This window comes from Nostoc sp. DSM 114159, assembly GCF_053470285.1.
Genome location: NZ_JBPFEH010000001.1, coordinates 7385086 through 7408833, shown reverse-complemented (window position 1 = coordinate 7408833; position 23748 = coordinate 7385086). Strand labels below are relative to the sequence as shown.

14 protein-coding genes are annotated in these 23748 nt (G+C 42.0%); 6 read left to right on the top strand and 8 right to left on the bottom strand.

What is annotated here, in order from left to right; translation table 11 throughout:
* Window positions 1-24: 24 nt before the first annotated feature.
* A complete protein-coding gene (locus ACR5KR_RS31250; protein ID WP_448269211.1) occupies window positions 25-1290 on the bottom strand; it encodes a glycosyltransferase family 4 protein in 1266 nt (421 codons plus the stop codon).
* 151 nt (window positions 1291-1441) lie between these two features.
* Between ACR5KR_RS31250 and ACR5KR_RS31245 the strand changes: the two genes are divergently transcribed.
* Window positions 1442-2167 carry a DUF429 domain-containing protein gene (locus tag ACR5KR_RS31245; RefSeq protein ID WP_448269210.1) on the top strand — a complete coding sequence of 242 codons (726 nt, stop codon included), beginning with the start codon at window positions 1442-1444 and terminating at the stop codon, window positions 2165-2167.
* 657 nt (window positions 2168-2824) lie between these two features.
* Here the strand turns inward: ACR5KR_RS31245 and ACR5KR_RS31240 are convergent.
* The 4 genes from ACR5KR_RS31240 to ACR5KR_RS31225 all read right to left on the bottom strand — a co-directional run bounded on the left by ACR5KR_RS31240 (window position 2825) and on the right by ACR5KR_RS31225 (window position 10698).
* Window positions 2825-5518, bottom strand: a complete 2694-nt coding sequence (locus tag ACR5KR_RS31240) for a beta strand repeat-containing protein (RefSeq protein ID WP_448269209.1) — start codon at window positions 5516-5518, stop codon at window positions 2825-2827.
* Window positions 5519-6397: 879 nt separating this feature from the next.
* Window positions 6398-8962: an alpha-glucan family phosphorylase gene (gene glgP, locus ACR5KR_RS31235; protein WP_448269208.1), complete on the bottom strand. Its 2565-nt coding sequence runs from the start codon at window positions 8960-8962 to the stop codon at window positions 6398-6400.
* A 369-nt stretch (window positions 8963-9331) separates the two neighbouring features.
* Window positions 9332-10038 (bottom strand): IS1 family transposase gene (locus ACR5KR_RS31230; protein ID WP_448270395.1). Its coding sequence is split into 2 segments (ribosomal slippage): window positions 9332-9753 and window positions 9753-10038, totalling 708 coding nucleotides; the frame shifts between segments, so codons are not numbered across the junction.
* A 336-nt stretch (window positions 10039-10374) separates the two neighbouring features.
* Window positions 10375-10698, bottom strand: coding sequence for a hypothetical protein (locus ACR5KR_RS31225; RefSeq protein ID WP_445629040.1), 324 nt, complete (start codon window positions 10696-10698; stop codon window positions 10375-10377).
* A gap of 742 nt (window positions 10699-11440) precedes the next feature.
* Here ACR5KR_RS31225 and ACR5KR_RS31220 point away from each other — a divergent pair.
* The 4 genes from ACR5KR_RS31220 (at window position 11441) to ACR5KR_RS31205 (ending at window position 16638) form a co-directional block, all read left to right on the top strand.
* On the top strand, window positions 11441-11605 hold the full coding sequence (locus tag ACR5KR_RS31220) for a hypothetical protein (RefSeq protein ID WP_179063512.1): 165 nt from the start codon (window positions 11441-11443) through the stop codon (window positions 11603-11605).
* 661 nt (window positions 11606-12266) lie between these two features.
* Window positions 12267-12968 (top strand): acyltransferase, encoded by a 702-nt coding sequence (locus ACR5KR_RS31215; RefSeq protein WP_448269207.1) that lies wholly within the window; start codon window positions 12267-12269, stop codon window positions 12966-12968.
* A 498-nt stretch (window positions 12969-13466) separates the two neighbouring features.
* Window positions 13467-13583, top strand: a complete 117-nt coding sequence (locus tag ACR5KR_RS31210; protein ID WP_041566417.1) for a photosystem II reaction center protein I — start codon at window positions 13467-13469, stop codon at window positions 13581-13583.
* Window positions 13584-13779: 196 nt separating this feature from the next.
* Window positions 13780-16638 carry a DUF3769 domain-containing protein gene (locus tag ACR5KR_RS31205; protein ID WP_448269206.1) on the top strand — a complete coding sequence of 953 codons (2859 nt, stop codon included), beginning with the start codon at window positions 13780-13782 and terminating at the stop codon, window positions 16636-16638.
* A gap of 145 nt (window positions 16639-16783) precedes the next feature.
* On the opposite strand, the gene ACR5KR_RS31200 is transcribed toward ACR5KR_RS31205, so the two are convergent.
* The 3 genes from ACR5KR_RS31200 to murJ all read right to left on the bottom strand — a co-directional run bounded on the left by ACR5KR_RS31200 (window position 16784) and on the right by murJ (window position 19729).
* A complete protein-coding gene (locus tag ACR5KR_RS31200; protein WP_445629037.1) occupies window positions 16784-17083 on the bottom strand; it encodes a hypothetical protein in 300 nt (99 codons plus the stop codon).
* Between the two features lie 209 nt (window positions 17084-17292).
* On the bottom strand, window positions 17293-17814 hold the full coding sequence (locus ACR5KR_RS31195; protein ID WP_445629036.1) for an outer membrane beta-barrel protein: 522 nt from the start codon (window positions 17812-17814) through the stop codon (window positions 17293-17295).
* 310 nt (window positions 17815-18124) lie between these two features.
* A complete protein-coding gene (gene murJ / locus ACR5KR_RS31190; protein WP_445629035.1) occupies window positions 18125-19729 on the bottom strand; it encodes a murein biosynthesis integral membrane protein MurJ in 1605 nt (534 codons plus the stop codon).
* Between the two features lie 763 nt (window positions 19730-20492).
* On the opposite strand from murJ, the gene ACR5KR_RS31185 reads away from it, so the two are divergent.
* Window positions 20493-23510 carry a GAF domain-containing sensor histidine kinase gene (locus ACR5KR_RS31185; protein WP_445629034.1) on the top strand — a complete coding sequence of 1006 codons (3018 nt, stop codon included), beginning with the start codon at window positions 20493-20495 and terminating at the stop codon, window positions 23508-23510.
* Window positions 23511-23748 lie beyond the last annotated feature (238 nt).

Here is a 23748-nt window from a genome sequence, read left to right as displayed (position 1 = left end):
TCGCTTTTATCTTTTGACCAATGACTAATATTTACCAAATCCTTTAGAACTTGGACGCTTTTTCAAACTATCAGAAGTTTTGCCAGCAAACATCCATTGCAAATGCTGTGGTAACAGTTTGGCCAAATCATAACGCTTGATAATTGTCTCTCGCGCATTCGCACGAATTGCTTGCATTTCTTGAGGATTATTCAGCGCCTCTTCAACCCGATTAGCAATATTCTGGGGAGAAAAGAAATCTACCAGCAGTCCATTCACCCCATCCTGTACAACCTCTAAAACTGGTAAAGTATTAGAAGCTATTAGCAAACATCCTGCTGCCATTACTTCTAACATTGACCAGGATAAAACAAAAGGACGGGTTAAATAAACATGGGCAGAAGAAGCTTGCAAAACCTGAAGGTACTCATTATAAGGAAGTCTATCTGTAAAGTGCAGCCTCGATAAATCCAAAGATGATTTTAATTTTTCTAACATTAATTGTTTATAAGTCTGACCATCGGGGAGATTCTTTCCATAAGCAACCCGGTCTTCTCCCACAACTACCACGTGGCACTTAGGTCGTCGCTGCTGAATTAGCGCTACTGTTTCCATAAACTGCGGAAAACCTCTATAAGGTTCCATTCCCCGTCCTACATAAGTTACCAACTCTTCCACATGAGAAAGATCCAGATTTATTCTTGGTAAAACTAACTTTGCACCTGGTTTGGGAACAAAATAATTGGTATCAACACCATCATGAATTACAGTGAGTTTGCTATGATATTCTTTGGGAAACTGCTGACGCTGCCAATTAGTTGGAGAAAGACCGCGATCGCAGCTATATAAATCATTTAAAATCGGCGCGTTTTTCACCCTGATGCGGCATTCATCATCAGCATTCAGCGGATCGTTGGGATCGAAATCTGCATCGGAACCGTGAGCGTGATAAAACCACTCGAAATAACACAATAATTCGGCTTTGGGGAAAACATCTTTCATAAATAAAGTTGGTCCCCAACCAGAATGACCATAAACTATATCTGGAAAGAAACCCTCGGATTTTAATTTTTCTGCCACCCGATAGACAGCTTGAGCAGTGAGAACAGCATTTTCCAGGTTGCGAACGTAGTGGTGAGTTTGAGGCGCTGCTTCACGAGAAGGAGTATAAATAGCTTTAAGAACGCCAGGTATTTCTCCTTCCCGACGATTTGTCCCAAAGACAACCTGGCAATTAGGATCTTTACCCAAAACTATCGCTAGGTTGCGAAATTGCGAGGGAAAATTGGGATGTAAAAATAAAACTTTCATTGGAATAATCTTGATTAAATTATTGCCAGATAAAATAAATTAAGACAAGCTGCTTAAGATTATAAGATTATTTATCACAACTTTTAGCAAGTAAATTTAGATAAATGCTTCCCCGAAAATGTGAAAATAATCGCAAATTCGTGTTATTACCATGAAATTTATTGGCATTGATTTGGGCTGGAAATCTCAACCAAGTGGACTATGCTGTTTAGAATGGATAGATGGACAACTGCAACTACTCGATCTAGACCGCAAAGATGCCATTGCAGACATCCTCACCTGGATCGATCGCAGCGTCCAACCAGATGAGCCAGCCATTATCGCCGTAGATGCACCTACCCTCATACCCAATGCTACCGGGAGTCGTCTCCCCGACAAACTCAGCCACAAGTACTTTGGCAAATATCATGCGGGATGCTACCCAGCAAATCAAAACCTACCCTTTGCAGAGCGCACCATCAATTTTGGCTTAGAATTAGAATCGCGCGGTTTTGCCCACGCCCCCACCATAGAACCGCAAAAACTCAGCAGATATCAAATAGAAGTCTTCCCCCACCCAGCAATCGTTAATCTATTCAACTTAGAACGCATCCTCAAATACAAAAAAGGACGACTCAATGAGCGCCGTCTAGAACTAATTAAACTCCAAAAATATCTTTTTGATATTCTCCCTTCCTTCTCTCCTCCTCTGCGCCTCTGCGGTTTGTTCCTTCTTGAAATCCCCACCACAGGCGCAGCCCTCAAAGCAACCGAAGATAAACTAGATAGCTTAATTTGCGCCTATGTTGCTGCATACTGGTGGTATTGGGGAGAAAAACGTAATTTAGTATTAGGCGATCGCACCACTGGCTACATTATCATCCCTCAAAGAATTTGAGCAAAGGCGAAGCCTTTGCTGCTTTAGAGTCCTTGCTGATGCTAAAAATAACGTGAGTTCGATGAACCTCTCTCGGACAACCTCCCTCTCCCACGGGGAAAGGGAGGAGCAACGAGAAATTAGGATTTTGGCTCCCCTCTCCGATACGGAGCTACCGTGTACACACAAATCGAATTTCTTCTTAAATCCAGTCGTTTATTGAATTCGGGCGGTCGTTTATTGAATTCGGGCAGTCGTTTATTGAATTCGGGCAGTCGTTTATTGAATTCGGGCGGTCGTTTATTGAATTCGGGCAGTCGTTTATTGAATTCGGGCAGTCGTTTATTGAATTCGGGCAGTCGTTTATTGAATTCGGGCAGTCGTTTATTGAATTCGGGCAGTGGTTAGGGTGGGGTAAAACCCAATACAGTTCAGTTAAGCTTTTTTCTCTCCCCCTGCTTCCCCTGCCTCCCCTGCTCAAGAACAGCCTGCCTGAACAGATAAATTTGCTTAACCCAAGCGTATTGGGGTAAAACCCAGATTTTTGAGCCAGTTCAGACTTGTGTATAGACTGTAGCCGATACGGAGAGGGGTTGGGGGAGAGGTCAAAAAAGGGCTTGTCGAACTCATGTTAAAAATAGCATTCCGCAAACCGTATCGCTTGGTAATGGCAGAGCGCTAATTAGGATTAAAAAACACAAAATTGTTGTTGCTTAGTGACAATCCAGCAGATAGTTGTGCAAATTGTACCTGAGTAAACCCAGATGCACTACCATCTTGGTCAAAGAACAATGCACCTGTAGCGCTGTTGTAAATAAATCGTTCTTCACTAGTGGTTGCAGATGTTCCGATTGTAAACTGACTTGCTGAAAGTGAACCTATTGACCGACTTCCAAACCCATAAGCCGATAGCTGAATCAATTCATTAGTAGCGTTGAAGTCATAAATAGTATCAACACCCTTGTCGTAATTATAGATAGTAAAGGTATCAGTACCGTTCCCACCTGTTAGGGTATCATTGCCACCAAAGTATCCCCCACAGAGCGTATCGTTGCCATTACTCCCCACAATGTTGTCATTGACATCTGTACCTAAGATATTTAATTGTTCGATATTCTTGTAGCTAACCCGATTTGTGCCTGTCGTAATTGATCCAGTGTTAGTAGTAGCATTGAAAGTCGAAGTCATTGCTTTGAAAGTACCGGTATAATTTACAGACAACAAATCGTCACCCTTACCCCCATCGATCGTATCTTTGCCAGCATTATCCCCAGAGAGGGTATCGTTCCCACTGTTCCCCACAATATTGTCATCGTAGGCTGTACCTGTGATATCTAATCGTTCGATATTCTTGTAGCTAACCTGATTTGTGCCTGTTGTAATTGACCCAGTGTTAGTAGTAGCATTGAAATTCGTTGTGATTCCTTGGTTAGCATAGGTATAATCGGCGACCAAGACATCGTCACCCTTACCCCCATCGATCGTATCATTGCCAGTACTATTACCCCTAAAGTCTACGGAAAGGGTATCGTTCCCACTGTTCCCCACAATGTTGTCATCGTAGGCTGTACCTACAATATATAATCGTTCGATATTCTTGTAGCTAACTTGATTTGTGCCTGTTGTAATTGACCCACTGTTAGTAGTAGCATTGAAATTCGTTGTGATTCCTTGGTTAGCATAGGTATAATCGGCGACCAACACATCGTCACCCTTACCCCCATCGATCGTATCATTGCCACCATAGCCCCCAGAAAGGGTATCGTTACCATTGCTCCCCACAATGTTGTCATCGTAGGCTGTACCTGTGATATCTAATCGTTCGATATTTTTGTAGCTAACCAGATTCGTCCCTGCTGTAATCGATCCAATGTTAGTAGTAGCATTGTAATTCGTTGTGATTCTTTCGCTAACATAGGTGTCATCGGAAGATTCGTGGGAAGAGTCGTAATCGAAAGATAACAAATCATCACCTTTACCCCCATCGATCGTATCTTTGCCAGTAACGCCCAGATTGTACGAATCATTGCCACTAGTGCCCCCAGAGAAGGTATCGTTGCCATCGCCCCCAAAGAGCAAATTATTGCCTTTTGAGTTGTTAATATTCAAGTAATCATCACCAATACCACCATTGAGAATGTTATTACCTGTTGTATAACTAACATCCAAGGTATCGTTACCAGCATCACCGTTGAGAATGTTATTACCTGTTGTATAATTAGCATCCAAGGTATCGTCCCCAGCACCACCGTTGAGAGTGTTATTCCCTGTGCCATAAATTCTCCCAAAGTTTCCAAATTCGTAGTCGTAGAAGCCAGAAACGGAGAGATAATCCTTACCAGCGCCACCAGAAAGCAGATTATTACCTGTTGAATAAATAGCATCCAAATAATCATCACCAATATCACCGTTGAGAGTGTTATTCCCTGTTGAATAACCAGCATCCAAGGTGTCGTCACCAGCGCCACCATTGAGGGTGTTATTGCCAGAGGTAGGATTGCCAAATAAAATTGAGCCTCCTCGAACCAACCTGTAGTCACCAGAGTCAAAGAGAGAATCATTTCCATCGCCACCAATGAGCAGATCGTTGCCTTTTAAATTGTTAAGATTTAAATCATCATCGCCAGTACGATCAGCGGTGGAGTTATTGCCTGTGTTCCCAGCGAGCGTGTCATTCCCAGCACCACCAATGAGCGTGTCATTCCCAGCACCACCTCTGAGTAAGTCATTGCCACTTTTGCCATCGATTTTGTCATCACCCCCCTGACCATTTATGACATCATCTGAGTTGTCAAAGCCGTTAACATTATTGTTCAGGTCGTTAAGGAAGGTGACTGTATTCTTATTGAAGATAGTACTTTGGGTAGAGTTGGCATTGAAAACATCAAAGCTGTCTGTGATGGTAGTTTGCCCATAAAACAGGATATTGCCCAAGTTTACACTCGCTCCAGTGGATTTGCTGAGGTTATCCAGATTTTCCAAGGCAAAGTTTTGCAGAATGACTTTGGGAGTAGCGTCGTCTTCATAGTGGGTTGCATTCGCAAAGGTGATTTCCAGATTGTTGCCATTCTGGGTCAGGATCATATTTTGGGCAGTTAAGCGACTATCGCCCTGAAAATTGAGAGTGTCCACTTCAGCAATGACTGCTGCTGTTGGGTGTGTTTCTTTACCTACGCCACCAAAATCGGTGATGATATCAATATCATCGGTGATGTAGTCATAAATAAATTTATCATTGCCACCGCCACCAGTTAGAGTGTTGTTACCCTGGTTACCTGTGATGGTATCGTTCCCTGCAAGACCTTTAATTGTGTCTGCGTCATAAGTACCCAGTAGGTTATCATTACCGTTGGTTCCAATGATATTTGCCATAACTTTTATCTACCTAAATCTAGCTTTTCAGTAACTTCCGTTATCAACATGGACTTTATTGCTATTTTTGGGTACAAAAATTAACCGGGATTTTAAGTTTTTGCCATACTTATACATCATCTTTAATTAACACTAGTGTTCATCAAAGATTCATCCAAAGAATGGCTTTTATGTAACACTATCTCAATCTATCTGAAAAATATCTAAGCCTTAAGCGCTGTACAAACTAATGAGTGTGTATCAGGATCGTCGGTTATTTCAGGCTAAATTAATTATTTTTGTTCAGTAAAAATCAATGAACAAGAATAATTAAAAAATCTTACAATTGAATGCTGAAAATTTATACTTGGTATTTGGTTTATTGCCAGCGTTTAAGTTCTACTAGAAGAGAAAATACTTAACTTTCACTCAGTAAAAATATTTTTATAACCTCCTTGCGAGCCATTTTATGTATATGTCTATCTTGAGAATAGAGAACATCTAAATAATCCCAAAATCTCAGATTGACTATATATTACTGTATTTACTTAGATATTTTTGCTTCAAAATGTATCTTTGTGTATTCTTCACATTATGTACTGATAAATTTACGTAAAAATATTTTGTTTGTGTACTATAGCGATTTCCAGTTAAGTGAAGTACAGATAATATTTTGAAACGCAGAGGGACGCAAAGTAAAGCGCAGAGGTACGCAGAGATTTGTACCTCAGTAGACTAGGAAATGCTATATTAGTCTTTATGTCTTGAATTTTGAATTGTTAAAATTTTTCATCATTCTAGCAATAATTATTTTTGAAGCGTGAGTGCATTGCACACGAAAGGCGTTGCTATTAAATCAGCAACGCCTAATCTTGAATATTCAAAAATTAATCAGCACTCTTATTCTGCCCAAGCAATCAACCTTGGTTCATAAGCATTAGCCAGATTTTTATTTTTCGGCAATACACGCAAAGACAAACCTTGTAAACCAGAAGCGGTATAGATGATATTACCAGTGTAAATACTCAATTGCTGTCCATCTTCGCCTTGGTAATCCATCACTACTGGCACAGCGTTGACAATTTCACCATTGGCATCGATCGCACCTTGATATAATTCCACCTGCACATCATTATTGCTCAAAGTTGCTAAGTCAACCTTGGCTTTGACAGCAACGGTTTGGTTAACTTCAATGTCTGAAGCTGCCGATACGTCAACATCTTTGATTCTGATGTTGAACCAGTGTTCGCTGAGTTTTTCTTTCCAAGCGGCTAGTTCTTTCGCTGGAGCATAGTTATCAACAGTCAGGGTATGATAGCGATCGCTAGCTGGGAAATAAGCCCTTTGGGCATATTCTCCTACCATCCGCGCTGTATTAAAGAAGGGACAATTCAGGCGAATTGCATCCTTCATTTTGGCAACCCACGGACGGGGCAAACCATCTGTATCCCGATGTTCATAAAATAACGGCACAACTTCCTTCTCTAACAATTCGTAGAGAGCATTTGCTTCTACTTCATCTTGGTAGTTTGGATCGTCATAATTTTCTCCATGTCCAATCGCCCAGCCTGTGCGGACGTAATCAGCTTCATCCCACCAGCCATCTAGCACACTTAAATTCGGCAATCCATTCATTGCGGCTTTCATACCACTAGTACCAGAGGCTTCCCGTGGACGACGCGGTGTGTTTAACCAGATATCGCAACCCGCAACCATTAACCGCGAGATATAAATGTCGTAATTGGGAACAAACACTACCTGTTTTTCTAAATGCTGTTCGCGGATAAAGTGATTGATCTCGCGGATCAGTTCTTTACCGGGGATATCTTTGGGATGTGCCTTCCCAGCAATCACGAATTGCACTTTCCGGTCTTTATTAGCTAGTAAAAGCCGCTTAACGCGATCCAAATCGCGCATCCACAGGGTAGCGCGTTTGTAGGTGGCAAAACGACGAGCAAAGCCAATAGTCAACGCGTAAGGATCTAAAACTTCTTGGGCTTGGGAAATTTCGGAGGCGGAAGCGCCGCGATCGCGCAAATGCTTGACCAAATGCTCGCGCACATACAAAATCATATCTAAGCGGCAGCGCTCGTGATTGCGCCACAATTCCTCATCGGGAATAGCGTCCATCCGTTCCCACAATGGGCTATCTGGTGGTGCTGATGACCAATTTGGGCCGAGATAGCGATCGTACAATTCTTGAGTCGATTTCGCCACACAACTCCGAGCATGGACACCGTTAGTAATTGCGGCGATCGGCACTTCCTCCACTGGCACTTTCTGCCACAAGGCTTGGAACATTTGCCGCGACACCACACCGTGGAGTTGGGCGACACCGTTAGAAAATGTTGCCATTTTCAGCGCCAGCACCGCCATACTGAAAGGCCCGGATAAATCGCCTGTATTCTCGCGCCCCAGTCCTAAAAATTGCTCTTTGGGCAAGCCAAATATCTCTGCATAATACCCCAGGTAGTACAACATTTTTTCGGGAGCAAACAAGTCAATCCCAGCTGGTACTGGCGTGTGGGTAGTAAAGATATTACTCGAAGCCACCACCTGTTTAGCTTGGGCATAATTCAGTCCCTCTTCCTGAATCAGCAAGCGGATGCGTTCGAGGGCAGAGAAGGCGGCGTGGCCTTCATTCATGTGGTAAGCGGTGACTTTCAGCCCTAAAGCTTTGAGCATTTGCACACCACCGATCCCCAGCATAATTTCCTGGTGGATACGCATATCGATGTCGCCACCATACAGCTGATCTGTGATGTCATGGTCGTAAGTGTTGTTGGGTTCAATGTTGGTGTCCATCAAATACAACGGAACCGTTCCCACCTGTACGCGCCAAACTCTGGCATACACCTTGCGTCCTGGATAATCTACCGCAATCCGCAGTTCAGAACCATCGGCATTGCGCTCTAGATGCAAGGGCATATTATAGAAATCGTTGAGCAGATAGCGTTCTTGCTGCCAGCCATCAGCATTGAGATACTGGGCAAAGTAGCCTTGCTGATACAGCAAACCTACACCTACAAGCGGTAGCCCTAAGTCACTGGCAGATTTGAGGTGATCCCCTGCCAGAACGCCCAAGCCTCCAGAATAGACGGGCAAACAATCTACAAGTCCAAATTCCGCCGAAAAATAGGCGTAGCATTCTTTTGGTTTCTGTTCCCGTTGTTTCTGATACCAAGTGCGCTCTTGCAAATAATCGTCTAACTGACGGTCAGCTCGATCCATTTGCGCTAAAAAGCCTTCATCTTCGACAACTTCCAGAAGCCGCGATTGAGAGATAGTACCCAGCATTAACACTGGGTTGTGATGGCTAGACTCCCACAGGTCAGAGTCTAAGCGACGGAATAAATCTTTAGTATCAACGTTCCAATCCCAGTGCAAGTTATATGCTAGCCGCCGCAGTGGTTCGAGTCGCGGCGGTAGTGAAGGGGATACGTTAAATGTGCGAATTGGCTGCATAGGTTGGCAAAACTCCAAGTTTAGCTATGGTTATTGTTTACTCTCTTTACCAATGTTGCCAATTCTTTATACTGTAGTTTGTGAAAAAGCGATGACTTTGTTAAGCATTGAGAATTATTTTTAACCTCGTTGCTAAAGTTTACACCAAGGTGTTTCTAATTCTCTGCCTTACTCTGAGCCATATACTTGGTATATTAAGATTTAATCATTTACTGGTATGTATCACTTAAAAAAATTTACTTTTGAATAAATAATTTATATTTATTTTAGTATTGCTTCCGGGGATCGATCGAGAGTCTTGGCTGAAGGTAAAAATTCCCCATAGCTGTGTCCAGTGAAGTTAAATTGGTAGTAATGCATAGTAATGATTTACCTTCGTAGCTGGGCATTGTAGTGATGGACAAAATACCAAATTGCACCAATATGGTTATCCAGCATTTTAGAGAACGACAATGTTTTACGAACTAGCCGTCCAACTCGTTGCCGTAGAGTGTTGTTAAATCTTTCAATATAGCTTGTCTTTCCACTATCTTTGCCTACTGGTTTATGTCTAGTACTAGGTAAAACCCCTTCATAGGATTCCCAAAAATCAGTGTAACAAATTGCACATTGACGATAAACTGGCGGTAGAGATTGCCATAATCTTTGAGCCGATTGTCTAGAGCGATCGCCAATATACACCCCAACAATCTCTCGTGTTGTCGCGTCCATAGCAAGCCAAATCCACTGTTTATTTTCTTTCGACCCTACGTATGACCACATCTCATCTATTTGGAGAATTAGCCTACCTGGTTTTTTTTAGTAACTTCAACAATTTTCGGAACTTGGTAGTATTTCTGGTTTACGTAGTATTGAAGCCAACGTGTTGAAACTCCAGTAACGCGGGCGATCGCTGCCAATGAAACCCGTTCAAGTAAGAGTTTATCAATTAAGGTACGTGTGGAGTTATCAATCGGTTGTCTTGTTGGACTTTCAACAAATTGTCGTCCACAATTATGGCATTTGAAACGTTGTTTTCCGTAGTGTGTGTGTCCATTTTTGACTATGTTCTTCGAGTTGCATTTAGGACAGTGCATAGCTTCTGTATTGAACGACACTGCCTGATTTTATCATTACTATGCATTACTACCGTTAAATTTTTTAATTATTTTTTCATAAAACCGCGCTGTCAAAGAAGGCAATCCCGATGAAAGGAGTTTCAAAAGCCTTGGATGAAAATCTTCTCAAGATTGTGATTTTTACTTAGCACTCTCAAGCTAGAAGACAGAAGGGAAACCCCATAAATAATCGGATGAAACCCCTACCAAGCAGTTAATCAAGAAAAGCGATGCCTGGGGCGGGCTACACCTATTCTAACTACTTGGTATGAAATATTTCACTAAATCAGCAAAATAACTTATAAATGTGTTATTTTACGCACCTAATGAAGGCTGATCTTTAGTATTTTTTGTCATTGTCAAAGCTACAGCTGCTGCATAAGCAAGTTCTGCTGCCATTTGATAAGCAAGTTTGATACTTGATGAAGTGTCCTTGGCTTTAGGAGATGGGGAAGCTTTTTTTCGGCGCGACTCAAGTTTTACATCACCTGCTGCAATCGCTCGCTGTAAAATGATCCAGGCATCTAGGTCTTCTGAGTCATAATTACCTTGAAGCTGCGATCGCAGTTGATCTTCGGCTATAACACTCAAAAAGCCGATAGTTAGAGCTTCTTGTACAATTTCTTTAATTAAAGCCATAATTTAAACCAAGTGTGTGAGTTAAAACTGATACCTCAATTTGGGAACTTAGATGTTTTTTTTGTAGATTTATCCTCGAAACTAAGCTACTTTTAGCTTTCTTTAAATAAAATTTATAACGAGTACTACCAAGCACACATCACCCTTTTGGCTCACCCGAATGGGTGATTTACAATATTTTAGATAGTAAGTATGTGGACAAAATAAATATTTTGAGCTAATTTGGCTTTTTCACAAAGAGGGTGTCACAAGTATAGTAGATATCAATCTAAGTTGACCGCTCAACGATCAAATTACTTTTATCAGTAACAAGATAAATATAGGCAAAAATGGCAATAACCGCTGACAGAATTTTTTAAATCTCCCTCTTCAATGAATTTTATCTAAATGTATAAAAATATTCGCAAGTAGCGTCAGCTTTACTCGCACTTCTCTACAAGACGCTTTGCGTAGCTTGCTTCCACAAATTAGTACGACAAGCTACTTCGGCTGCGCGGTAGTTGAATCTCGACTTACTTCGACTACGCTCAGTACAAGTCGCTTGATTACCGCGCAGTCGAAACTTAGTACAAGTCTGTTACCACCGCAGGCATCGCTATAGTAAAAAAATTAACTTCTTTCCTTCATTCTCATCAACAATAAACCTGGAAATAAACTTATTTCATGAGAGTGTTCCACTAAAAATAAAATGTGTTATCGTTAAAAACAATTGTTCTTAAAAACCATTCATGTCATTAAAAACGTGAATTGGCTAGTCTGTAAATCATCTGTGTGCAACATGATTGGAGCAGCATACTCTAGAAATTCGTTGCAAGAAAGCCGTCATAGCAGTCGGGGAAGCGCTTACTTGTTTGCACCGATGGTTAACTTCAATGTGATGGCTGATGTAGGAGATAATCCACCCTAATTGGATTTTATTTGGGCAAAAATACCCAAAAAATCCAACAATAATTACATTGTTATGCTAGGCAGAAATTTTATTTAAACTTTGAATATAGTCTAGTTAAATGTATTTTTTGTTGCAAAATAGCTTGTGAAACCGAATTGTTTCAAAAGACTAAAACCGCTTGAGAGTAAATAACCTCAAGACAAACAACACTATCCCTATTTGCTTTAGGAGTGCTGTTAGCAGTAGCAAGCTTTTCAAATTTGCCAGAAAACCAAAACAGTAGCCTATCTAAACCAGCAAATTTTCCATTAAACAATTTAGAATCTAAGTTTTGACACAGCAATGCACTGAAATTGTTTTGTTAATTGATTTTGTGAAATGTCAGGCAAACTTTTACGTGCATATAGTACAAAATCTGCTAGCAACTTAATACAATTGTGTATATCACTTGAGTAATTCTACACACCTAACCTCAAGATTTGCTCGTATAGTCAAAGCCAAACTATGGTTTTTCAAATGTTGTAAAACCATCGAAAAATCTTGGAAAATTTTGGTGATATTGCTACCTTAGCTCATGTATTAATATACACAGAGTCTATTGGTATTGGCAGAAGATTAGAATACAGCCAAAACAACTTTAAACACTGTCAACAATAATTGATTCACGAGATATGTAGCCATGCAGAACGAGCAATATTTTTCCAAATTGCAGCGCGTGCAAGAACTTTTAGTAACTACAGTGTTAGGAGATATTCCAACACTTCTTCTCGGCCCAAAGTTGCGTAATTTAGGATATCGTAGTATTTTTGCCCAGATAGACAGCCCGGTATATATTCAAAATGGTGTTGAATTTAACGGTACTTCTTGTATTGAGATCGGCACAGGAGTCTATATTTTCAAAGGTGTGCGGATGGATGCGAGAGGACATAAAAATAATAGAATTCATCTAGGAAATAGAGTCGCGATTGAACGTAACGTTGATATCGGGTCTTTAGAAGATACGTGTATCCATATTGATGAAGACACATTCATTGCTCCTAGCGTGTGTATTGAGGGGCCAGGAGACATTAAAATTGGTAAACACTGCATGATTGCTGCCCATTCAGGGATATATGCTAATAATCATAATTTTGCCGATCCGATGGAGCTGATTAAATACCAAGGTGTTACTCGCAAGGGAATTGTGATTGAGGATGATTGTTGGCTAGGACACGGAGTAACAGTATTAGATGGCGTTACTATCGGTAAAGGCAGTGTTATTGGTGCAGGAGCAGTTGTTAATAGAGATATTCCTGCTTTTTCCGTTGCTGTCGGCACACCTGCACGAGTAATCAAAAACCGAATTGGCAAAGATATAGCAAAGCTTCAAGTTGAGAAATAGGGCATGGGGTATAAGAGGCAGAGGGGCAGGGGGCAGGGGAGCAGGGGAGCATACTTCGACTACGCTCAGTAACCAGGGGAGCAGGGGAGCAGAGGGGCAGAGGAGCAGGGGAGCAGGGGGCAGGGGATAAATAATAACTCTTAACTCAGCACTCTTAACTCAGCACTCCTAACTCAGCACTCCTAACTCAGCACTCCTGAAGGGCATGGGGAATAGTAACTATCCCCTGTAAGCTGTTGCCTTTTTTGGGAAACCTTTGCCATCAGTCAACGTCACAAGGGTAAACGCCTCTGAGTTATCTTTCTTAAGGGCATCTACAAGTCAGACAACTGACATCTTGTACATTATCAATAACCGTAGGATAGACATTCCTAGTCTTGAGTCCCCAGAGTCCTCTAAAAAAGGGACGAGATTTGGGTAATATAAAGTAGCTATCTTTTCTGCATTGCAGATACTGAAAGAACAGCTTTCTTTGTTTTACCCGTTGGAGATATTTCTATGCTGACTTTAAAAATCGCTGTTTATATAGTTGTTGCCTTCTTCGTAACTATCTTCATCTTCGGATTTTTATCGAACGATCCAGCTCGTAACCCCGGCCGCCGGGACTTAGAGTAAAAGGGCGATAAATCATCCGCGACTTTGGAAGGCGGAAAATACTAAACGCCACGGAAACTTACTAAGCGAAAATTTAGTAAGTTTCTTTCTCCAAGTAGCTTGCTGTAGGTAGCAGAAGGCGACAGTCGGAAGGCAAAATGTATGTTTATCCTTCCCTTTGTCATTTGGCTGTTTGTTAGCCCGATTTTGCTCAGTTATGCTTCATCCAGTTCTGCCACCTAATCCGCCTCCTATCTTTGAATCTTTACAACCTGTAAATCCCGCCTCATCTGCTAGTCATAAAAAGTTTCTTTCAGGTGTAGATACTGGAACACACGAAAACACAGACAAATCCAAGCAGCCCAAGAATTTGGCTCAGTTGGCAATTTCGGGTAACACTAAGAGCGATCTTTTATTGTCAACTCCGATCGACTCAACTCAAGAGCGCTTGGTAGTTGCTGAAACTGCTTCTGTACCTCATTCACCAGAAACCTTTCCACCAGAAGGTTCCCCACTCCCCGGTTCTGCAACTGCTGGGCTTTTGGGGCAGCCACTGGTTGTTGGTTATCCCACGCAAGAGGTTACAACCTCTAATCGCCAAGTTAAAAAAGACACAAAGACAAGTCCGAGCGTCGAACCCCGCCACTCGGAACTTCTGATGTCGGCACTGCGCAAACGGGAGATGCAAAGAAAAGTCGAAGCGGAGGCTTCAGACCAAAATGCAAAAGATGAGCCTTCTCAAAAACTCAGTCAGCGTTCGCTAAATCCAAACTCTAGTGGCGGACAAAAACCAACCTTTTTGGACTCTTCTAGCTTTAGCTATAAAGTTTCTCCAAGTCCCCTTGTCGCCCAATCTCCACGCTCTCTTCAAATCGCCCCAACTGTCACCAACAGTAACAAGTTAGACAAATCCAAAGCAGAAATTTTAGCTGAGAAGTTAACCCAACAAAAACAGCAAGGCGATATTACTACACAACAGTCTCTAAAAAAAGACAATATCTCTTTATCTGCTGCCGATCTAGCACCGAAGTCTCAATCAGTACAAAATTTTATAACATTTAAATCTCGTAAGCCCACAAACCAACTCTCAGCGCCCATCACTGTAGAATTTAAGTCTCAAGTCCAGCAACAAAGCCAAGTACCAACGCCTACACCACAAGTAAATACCACTCAGCCACAAGCTCAACCATCTGGTACAACTGCGCCAGCTACTACACCGCCAGCCGGGCCAAGAACTGTAGAAGTCACTTCAGATCGGCAAGAGTATGACGAGAAACAGCGAATTATTACAGCTGTAGGTAATGTAATTGTGCGATTTGATGGGGCAGTGGTGGATGCCGATCGCCTGCAAGTTAATTTGGACAACTTGATAGCTGCCGGTGAAGGCAACGTCATCTTAACACGGGGCGATCAGATACTGCGCGGACAACGCTTTACCTATAACTTCGTTCAAGATCGCGGGGAACTGGAAAATGGTAGAGGAGAAATTTACGTACCCTCAGCACAAACAGATTTTGCTTTTTCACCCACAGCTATAAGTGCTGGTGGAGTTTCAAGACTTCCGCCTAGCGATCGCATTCGAGCCAATCAACCCCTTTCCGGTGTGAGTAGCCCTGGAGGAATTAATGTGACATTTGGTGGTCAGTCAGATGCTAGCAACATCCCGCGCTCGAAAACAGGGGGTGTAGTCAATCGGCTCAGGTTTGAAGCTGAACAAATTGATTTTTATCCGCAAGGCTGGCAAGCAAGCAATGTCCGCATCACCAACGATCCTTTTTCGCCGCCGGAATTGGAATTACGCGCAGATAAAGTAACTTTGACACGAGAATCGCCTTTGGTAGACCGCATCAGGACACAGCGACAGCGTTTGGTATTCGATCAAACAGTCTCCTTACCAATTCCGTTGAATGAGCGTACTATTGACCGCCGAGAGCGGGACGCTTCACCTGCAATAGTCTCCCCCGGCTACGATGGAAAAGATCGGGGTGGTTTGTATATTGAGCGTGGCTTTCCACTAATTGATACAGAGCAAACACGCTGGACAATAACGCCCCAGTTATTATTACAGAGAGGTGTGCAAGAAGGCGTGGGTGACTTAGGCTCACTGTTTGGTGTGAAGACCAAGATAAATTCTGTTTTGAGTCCACGGACGATAATTCAGGGAACTGGGGAGTTAACTAGTTTTAACTTGAATGACGTGGAAGACAATTTGCGAATCAATTTAGGATTGCGCCAGACATTAGGCACTTCTCTTCCCCATACATTGAATGTGCAATATAACTACCGCGATCGTCTCTACAACGGTACTTTAGGTTTTCAAACTGTCCAGAGCAGTTTTGGCGGCATTATTAGCTCTCCGGTAATTCCTTTAGGAAAAAGTGGCATCAACCTCAACTATCAGGCAAGTGCCCAGTATATTGATGCCAACACCGATCGCCCAGACTTGCTAGAACCAGTGCGGGAAAACGATCGCATTTCACTGGGTCGTTTACAAGCCAGTGCTACCCTTAGTAAAGGGCTGTTGCTGTGGCAGGGAAAACCATTACCACCCACTGCCAGTGAGGGGTTACGATACACCGCTACCCCTGTAGTTCCTTACTTGCTAGCGATCGCTAGCCTCACAGGTACTAGCAGTTATTACACCAATGGTGATAACCAAAGTACTCTAACTGGTACAATTGGCTTACAAGGGCAAATTGGTCATTTCTCCCGACCTTTTTTCGACTATACCGCCTTTAATGTCAGTTACTCTCAAGGCTTAAATAGCGGATTATCACCCTTTTTGTTTGACCGCTCCGTTGATAACAAAGTATTGACCGCGGGAATATCACAGCAAATCTACGGCCCTTTTCGCTTAGGCTTCCAAACATCTGTTAACTTGGATACTGGTAAAGAAACTAGCACCGATTACATTTTGGAATATAGCCGTCGCACCTATGGCATTACCTTACGTTACAATCCGGTGCTGGAGTTAGGCGGCTTCAGCATCCGAATTAGTGATTTTAACTGGGGTGGCGGCACCGATCCATTTTCGCAAGTTAAGCCAGTAGTAAACGGCGTGCAACAGGATTATTAGTTTAAGGGACTAGGGACGATTCGACAGGCGATCGCACAATTGGTTGATGTGCCACCAGGTACAATACGGTTCGGTTAAAGGGGAAGGTGGGGCCCCCTCTGGGGATAAGGGGAAAGGGGAAAGGGAAAGAAAAAACCTTTAACCCTTACCCATTAACCTTTTCCCCAAATGCAATTGGTGAGTTTACAATGCTTATCCGAACCGTATTGCCACTAGGTATTCTCAAGCTGGCATAGTCGCCGCTTAGTTGAACGTGTGATGGTGGTTGATGTAGGGTTACACAGCATTTGTGAACTGCGGCTTGGTATTCTCGCCATTGCCTACGGATTGCAATACTTGCAGCATCGTTACCTAAATCGGAAAATCTTAGCCCCGCTCGCATCAGCCAAGATTCTACGTCAGTTGTTTCACCAACTATTTCTGGAGTAGGATTAATCTTTTTCATGAGTAATATCTTATACGTGTATTCTCAATTACTCATTTCACTTTAAAAGAAACTATCAATACTAGCCAATATCATTTTTTATCAAAATCATCAATAAAAACTATTCATACCTGAATAGAATACTCAGGTATGAAAGAATGAATTACGATTACGGCTGGTAAACAGCATTGCTTTAGGTTGTGAATAGGCTGTTTTCTAGCTTGTAATTACTAAAAGCGATAGCCTAATCCGGCTTGGAAGCTGACAGCATCAGCATCACTATTTCTGTAGGCGTCAATACCCCATTTAGTATCGCCGTAGGCAATGACATTTTTGCTAACTTCTGATTCAACACCAAGGGTAACTACAGGTGAATTCCGATTGCCCAATGGAGTTTTTTGACCTTCGTCAGTTACAAAGGAATAACCACCACCGAAGTAAACGTTAGTATTTTTGGCGATGGGCGCATCATAAGTGACTATGGGCATAATTGCAGCAGCATCACCACCATACAACACAGAACCCCGCAGTGAAACAGGCGCATTGGGTACGGCGTATCGTCCTTGAATATTACCACCAATTTGTGCTTCATCGTTTCCTTGTCCGCCACTGGTTGCACCAACCGCAACACCAGCACCGATGTAATTACCGTTAGTACCGTTAGTAACTGCTGTTTGAGCAGATGCAATGCCGGCTGAGAGGACAATGGAAGCAACAGCAAATGCAGAGGCAGCTAATTTTGTAAGTTTCATAGAATTATTCTCACTAGAGTTAAGTAAAATCAATCTTCTCTAGTACTAGAATCTCTTTTTTTACAAAATGTAACCTCACGCATCTGGTTCACCCAAGTGGCTGAATTATTTCTCACCCACCTGGGTATAACAACTGAAATATTTGATTGAAGAATTCAGAAGTCAGAATTCAGGAGTCAGAATTCAGAACAAGAAAGTGGAAGATTCAGACTCGCCACTGTCTTGTCTTTACGCTGCGCTATCCGGTTTTTCGGACTCCAATTCATACTGACTTCTGATTCCTGACTCCTGAATTCTATTTAGATAACAGTTATTTCTTTAAAAACCGCTGACGTAGACGAGAGATAAAAATATTTACCTCTGGTATTTTCAGCCAGGAAGCGATCGCCGCAAACACCGCAATTCCCACGAAACCAGATATACACAATTGCAACACCAGAATCAGTAAACCCGTTTTACCTAACACTTGCCCACAAGCAAACAAAGTCCCATAACTTGCGACCCCAGCAACTACGCTACCACCAGCCAAACCCAGAATCGGCAAACTCCACTCGCGCCAAGGTAAACCATTGAGTTTGCGATCGAGCAACCATAACAGCATTAACATTGAGCTACAATTTACACCCACCGTTGCTAATACCAAACCGGGAGCGCCAAAAGGTTTAACGAAAAACCAATCTAATATAATGTTGAGCAAGATGTTAAAAATACTGATGCGAAAAGGTGTCTGTCCATCGCCCAAAGCATAAAATACCCGCACCAAAACATCACGCCCCAAATAGACAAACATCCCAATTCCGTAAGCGACTAACAAGGACGAAACTAGCTGTGTGGCTTCTGGCTTGAAAGCACCGCGCTCATATACCACCTGTACAATAGGTACAGATAGCGCCACCATCAACGCCCCTAACGGTAGCATGGTAAAAGCAGTGAGTAGCAGTCCTTGGCGAATCCGTAATTTTAAATCCTGCCAATTTTCGGGGCTAGATAGTTTAGCAAATATCGGTAATAAAGGCAGCAAAATGATATTAGAAATAATCCCTAACGGAGTTTGGACTAATAGATTGGCATAGTTAAATCCCGCCGCCGCGCCAGGGATAGGACTAGCAAAATAAAGGTCAGTGGCAACATTAATTGGCATCATTCCAGAGGAAACTGTTGCCGGAGTCATGATTTTAATTACTTCTTGAACGCCTGGGGATTTAAAATCAAACCGCAAGCGTAATGTCCCTAATCCTAACCGCCATTGAACAATTAGCTGCACTATCCACTGGAGAATTGCTCCTGCCAAGGTTCCCCAAGCTAAAACCATTCCCCCGATTAAAGCGTACTCCGGTTTAATAATGTCCTTGCCCAGTTGCATCGCCAAGATTGCAATACCGCCAACAACGGTAATACTAGATAATAAAGGACTAATAGAGAGTAACCAATATTGATTGGCTGTATTGAGAGTACCAAAGCCAATGCCAATTAAACCGGCAAATAAAGCCATTGGGGCCATAATGCGGAGTTGTTGAATTGCGATCGCTCTGGTTGTTTCTTGCAAACCATGACCGACTAAATCAACGATCGCATCCGCAAACAGAACTTGAGCCACTGTCAACAGCAACAGCAATCCAGCTACCAGCGTTGTCACGGTTTCCACTAAAGGAGCCGCTTCTTCTCGCCGACGCTTGGCTAAAACGCTGACGATCGCACTGTGTAATGGCCCATTTACGCCACCAAGTAAGATTAATAGAAAGCCAGGGATAATATAGGCATAACTATAGGCGGTGGCAGCAGCACCAACACCAAACGCGGCAGCGATCGCCTGCTGCCGCACTAAACCGAAGACTTTACTAATTAATGTGGCTGCGGCAACAATGCCAGCAATTCCAGCGAAAGAACGAGAGGGTTTTTGATCTTGTTGTGTCACGAATAATACCCGACAACTCTTGCAGAGTGCATACTTTAAAACATTTAACCTGAAATTCCGCAGTCTGTCAGGTAAATTTTGACAAATTAGTAATTTTAAATGCCTATGCCAACAGCAAAGGCAAAGCGATGTCTACGGTAAATGCTCGGCTACGCTCAAAATTAAATTCCTGAATTGCGATAATACAGCGAATTACAAGTTAGTTAGATTGCGATTTCAAAAGGGTCAGACCGATTTTCTGATTTACCCCGATAACAATAACTTAGTGACAGCCAAGCTTTAAGTTTGTAGTGAATATACTCAAATAAGCTTTGCGCTCCTCTGTGTTTTAAATTAAACCCTCAATTGGCGACGAATTTACACAATTGTGTACTTAGTCATCTCCTCTTTTGTGTACAAGCCAAAATTATTTTTTAATCCATTACAAGGATAGATCGAGAAAGGGGAACTATAACAATAACCATCTTCTGGGAAATAGTTGAACTAGGGATTGGGGATTGGAGACTAGGGACTGGATATCGGGCGAGATTTGAATCCCAAACAAATCTTACTCATATTTTATTTCCTAGTACCCAGTACTCAGTCCCAAAGCGCCCATTTGTCCCTACCCCAACAAGTTGCTATCCATCTGAAATTGGTGAATCCTGGACGCGGCCAGTTGAAGACTGTAAAACTTTGCAGTTTGTCATATTTTTGACACTTGTTAACCCCATGAAGTTTGGTCTGAGGAACCCTTGTATAAAAAACGAGATAATCCAGAGCAATGGAACCCAATTCAAATTTCACAGAAAATCAACTTCTTTTATCAAGCGCTCAACTTCAAGAGCAACTAGAGCAACAAAAAGCTCTGGCGAGTGTAATTGTCCGAATTCGGGAATCTCTTGACTTAGAAAAAATTTTTCAAACGACTGTTACACAAGTGCGTCAGTTACTAAATGCTGACCGAGTAGCAGTCTTCCAGTTCGACCGCGAACAAAACTGGCAGGGAGAATTTGTTTCTGAAGATGTTGCAACTGGCTGGAACTCAGCAATGGCAATAAAAGTTTATGACCACTGCTTTGGAGAACAATTTGCTTCTAGTTATCAACAAGGTAGAGTGCAAGCAGTAGCAGATATTTACAATGCGGGACTGAGTGATTGTCATCTGGAAATTTTGAGCAAATTTCAGGTGCAGGCCAACCTCGTTGTTCCTCTATCGCGGAAGCAGGAACTGTGGGGATTGCTTTGCGTTCATCAGTGCAGTGAGACTCGTGAATGGAAAGAATCGGAAATTGAGTTTATTCGTCAAATTGCTGACCATCTTATTGTTGCGATTCAACAAGCAAAGCATCTTCATGAAGTCAAATTGCAAGCTGCAAAATTGGCTCAAGCAGTTCAGCGCGACCAAGTAATAGCTAAAATTGTCGATGAAATTCGCTCACCCCTTGATATTGAAACTATCTTTAAAACCACAACTCAAGAAATACGTAAACTGTTGCAAGCTGACCGAGTTGCCATCTTTAGCTTCAATCCCGATTGGAGTGGTAACTTTGTTGCTGAATCATTTACTGAAGGTTGGACTCCTTTAGTTGGTCTTCTGCCTGCGATCGCTGATAGTTATTTACAACAGACGCAAGGCGGGCGTTACGTTCACAACCAGACTTTTATAGTTAATGATATTTACCAAGGTGGATTAACAAACTGCCATGTGGCTCTGTTGGAGCAATTCCAAGCAAAAGCCTTTGCTACTGCCCCGATTCTCCAAGGAGATCAACTTTGGGGAATCATCGCTGCCTATCAAAATGCTTCACCCAGAGAGTGGCAATCTCATGAAGTCGAATCACTGACCAAAATCGGCACACAAATCGGTGTAGCAGTGCGACACCATAAGTTGCTGGCATACGCTCAGTACCAAGCAGAGCAACAAAAAACATTAACTAGTGTAATTACTCGGATTAGGGAGTCTCTAGATTTAGATACAATCTTCCAAACTACTGTCACTGAGGTTCGGCAAATGCTGCAAGCAGACCGAGTGGCAGTTTTTCGTTTTGACCCGCAAAAAGATTGGGAAGGAGAATTTATTTCTGAAGATTTTGTGCCTGAGTGTAACTCGGTAATGGCAGAAAAAGTTTATGACTATTGTTTTGGAGAAAACTTTGCACCTCTTTATGCTCAAGGTCGAGTAAATGCGATCGCTGATATTTATCAAGGAAAGTTCCCCGGTTGCTACGTCCAAATCTTAGAAAAATTTCAAGTACGGGCAAATATGGTCGCACCTCTATTAAAAAAAGGTGAACTTTGGGGATTGCTGTGTATTCACCAATGCACTGCTCCTCGCTACTGGCAACCCTCTGAAATTGAATTTACCAGTCAAATAGCCGAGCAATTAGGAGTTGCATTAAAACAGGATTCTTATTTAAAACAAGTTCAAATGCAAGTTATCCAGTTAGCAGAAGCCACTGAACGCGAAAAATCAATGGAACGCCAAGAACTACTGGCTGCAACTATTGATAAAATCCGCCAGTCACTCGATATTAAAACTATTTTTAGAACTACTACTCACGCTGTGCGAGAGTTACTCGAAGTCGAGCGAATTGCAATCTACCGTTTCAACCCGGATTGGAGCGGTAAATTTGTAGCAGATTCCTTTAAAGATGGTTGGAAACCAGTTGCACAAACCCAACCAACGATTATAGAAACTTTTGAGGATACAGACGACGATAACGAACTTCCGCGTAACGAAACCTTTGTACCGATTCGGGAAGGTGAAAAATTATGGGGATTATTAGTTGCTTATCAAAATTCGCAACCACGTTATTGGAAAGAAGAGGAAATTAATTTACTGGCTCAAGTTGGGGTGCAATTAGGAATTGCGATTCAGCAAGCAGAATTACTCGAACAAACTAAACGTCAAACTTTAGAACTTACTCAGACTCTGCAAGAATTAAAACAAACTCAGACTAGGTTAATTCAGGGTGAAAAAATGGCAGGATTAGGACAACTACTTGCTGGAGTTGCCCATGAAATCAACAATCCTATCAGTTTTATTTTTGGCAATCTTATTCATTTAAATGAATATACTCAAGAACTGCTCAAGGTAGTGAATCTTTACCGTCAACACTCTTCAATATTGCCAACTATCCAAGAGCAAATCAACAAGAGTGATTTAGACTTTATCATCGAAGATTTACCGAAAACCCTTGAGTCTATGAAAGTAGGAACAGAGCGGATTTGTGATATTGTGCTATCACTGCGAAACTTCTCTCGTACAGATGAGGCTGAATTGAAGCCAGTAGATATTCATGAAGGGTTGGATAGTACTTTGTTAATTTTAGGGCATCGCCTCAAAAATAATAATGAACGTCCAGCAATTGAGATTGTTAAACAATATGATAGTTTACCTTTGCTCGAATGCTATCCCGCACAATTAAACCAAGTGTTTATGAATCTTTTGAGTAACAGTATTGATGCATTAGAGGAAAAGTTTAACACTATACAGCAAAGGTATTTGAAATTATTACAAACGTGTCCGAGAATACCCTTGACTATCTGGATTAATACGCAAGCTATTAATAACCAGGTTGTAATAAGAATCGCTGATAATGGTCTTGGGATTCCAGAAGAGGTGCGATCGCATATATTCGATCCTTTCTTCACTACCAAAGCACCAGGTAAAGGTACGGGTTTAGGATTGTCTATTAGCCATCAAATAGTAGTAGAAAAACATCATGGTCAGATGAAATGTTCCTCTAAACCAGGAGAAGGAACAGAGTTTTTAATTGAAATTCCCATTGATAATTAGAGGCTACTGATTTTTAACAATCTCAGTCAATTTAAAATAGGGGAACCAGGATAAGTAGAGGTTTCCTCCGTTCCCCGAAGGCATCATAACAGACTAATACAGCACCACCTGAATCAATATAATAATTTATTTTCTTTAGAGTTTAGGATCGTTTTTTGGGATGCGATCGCAGAGTTGATGTTGAGCAAGTGGCAGAATTAGTATAAACAGCTATTAATTTGAAGCCAGAAAACTTTTA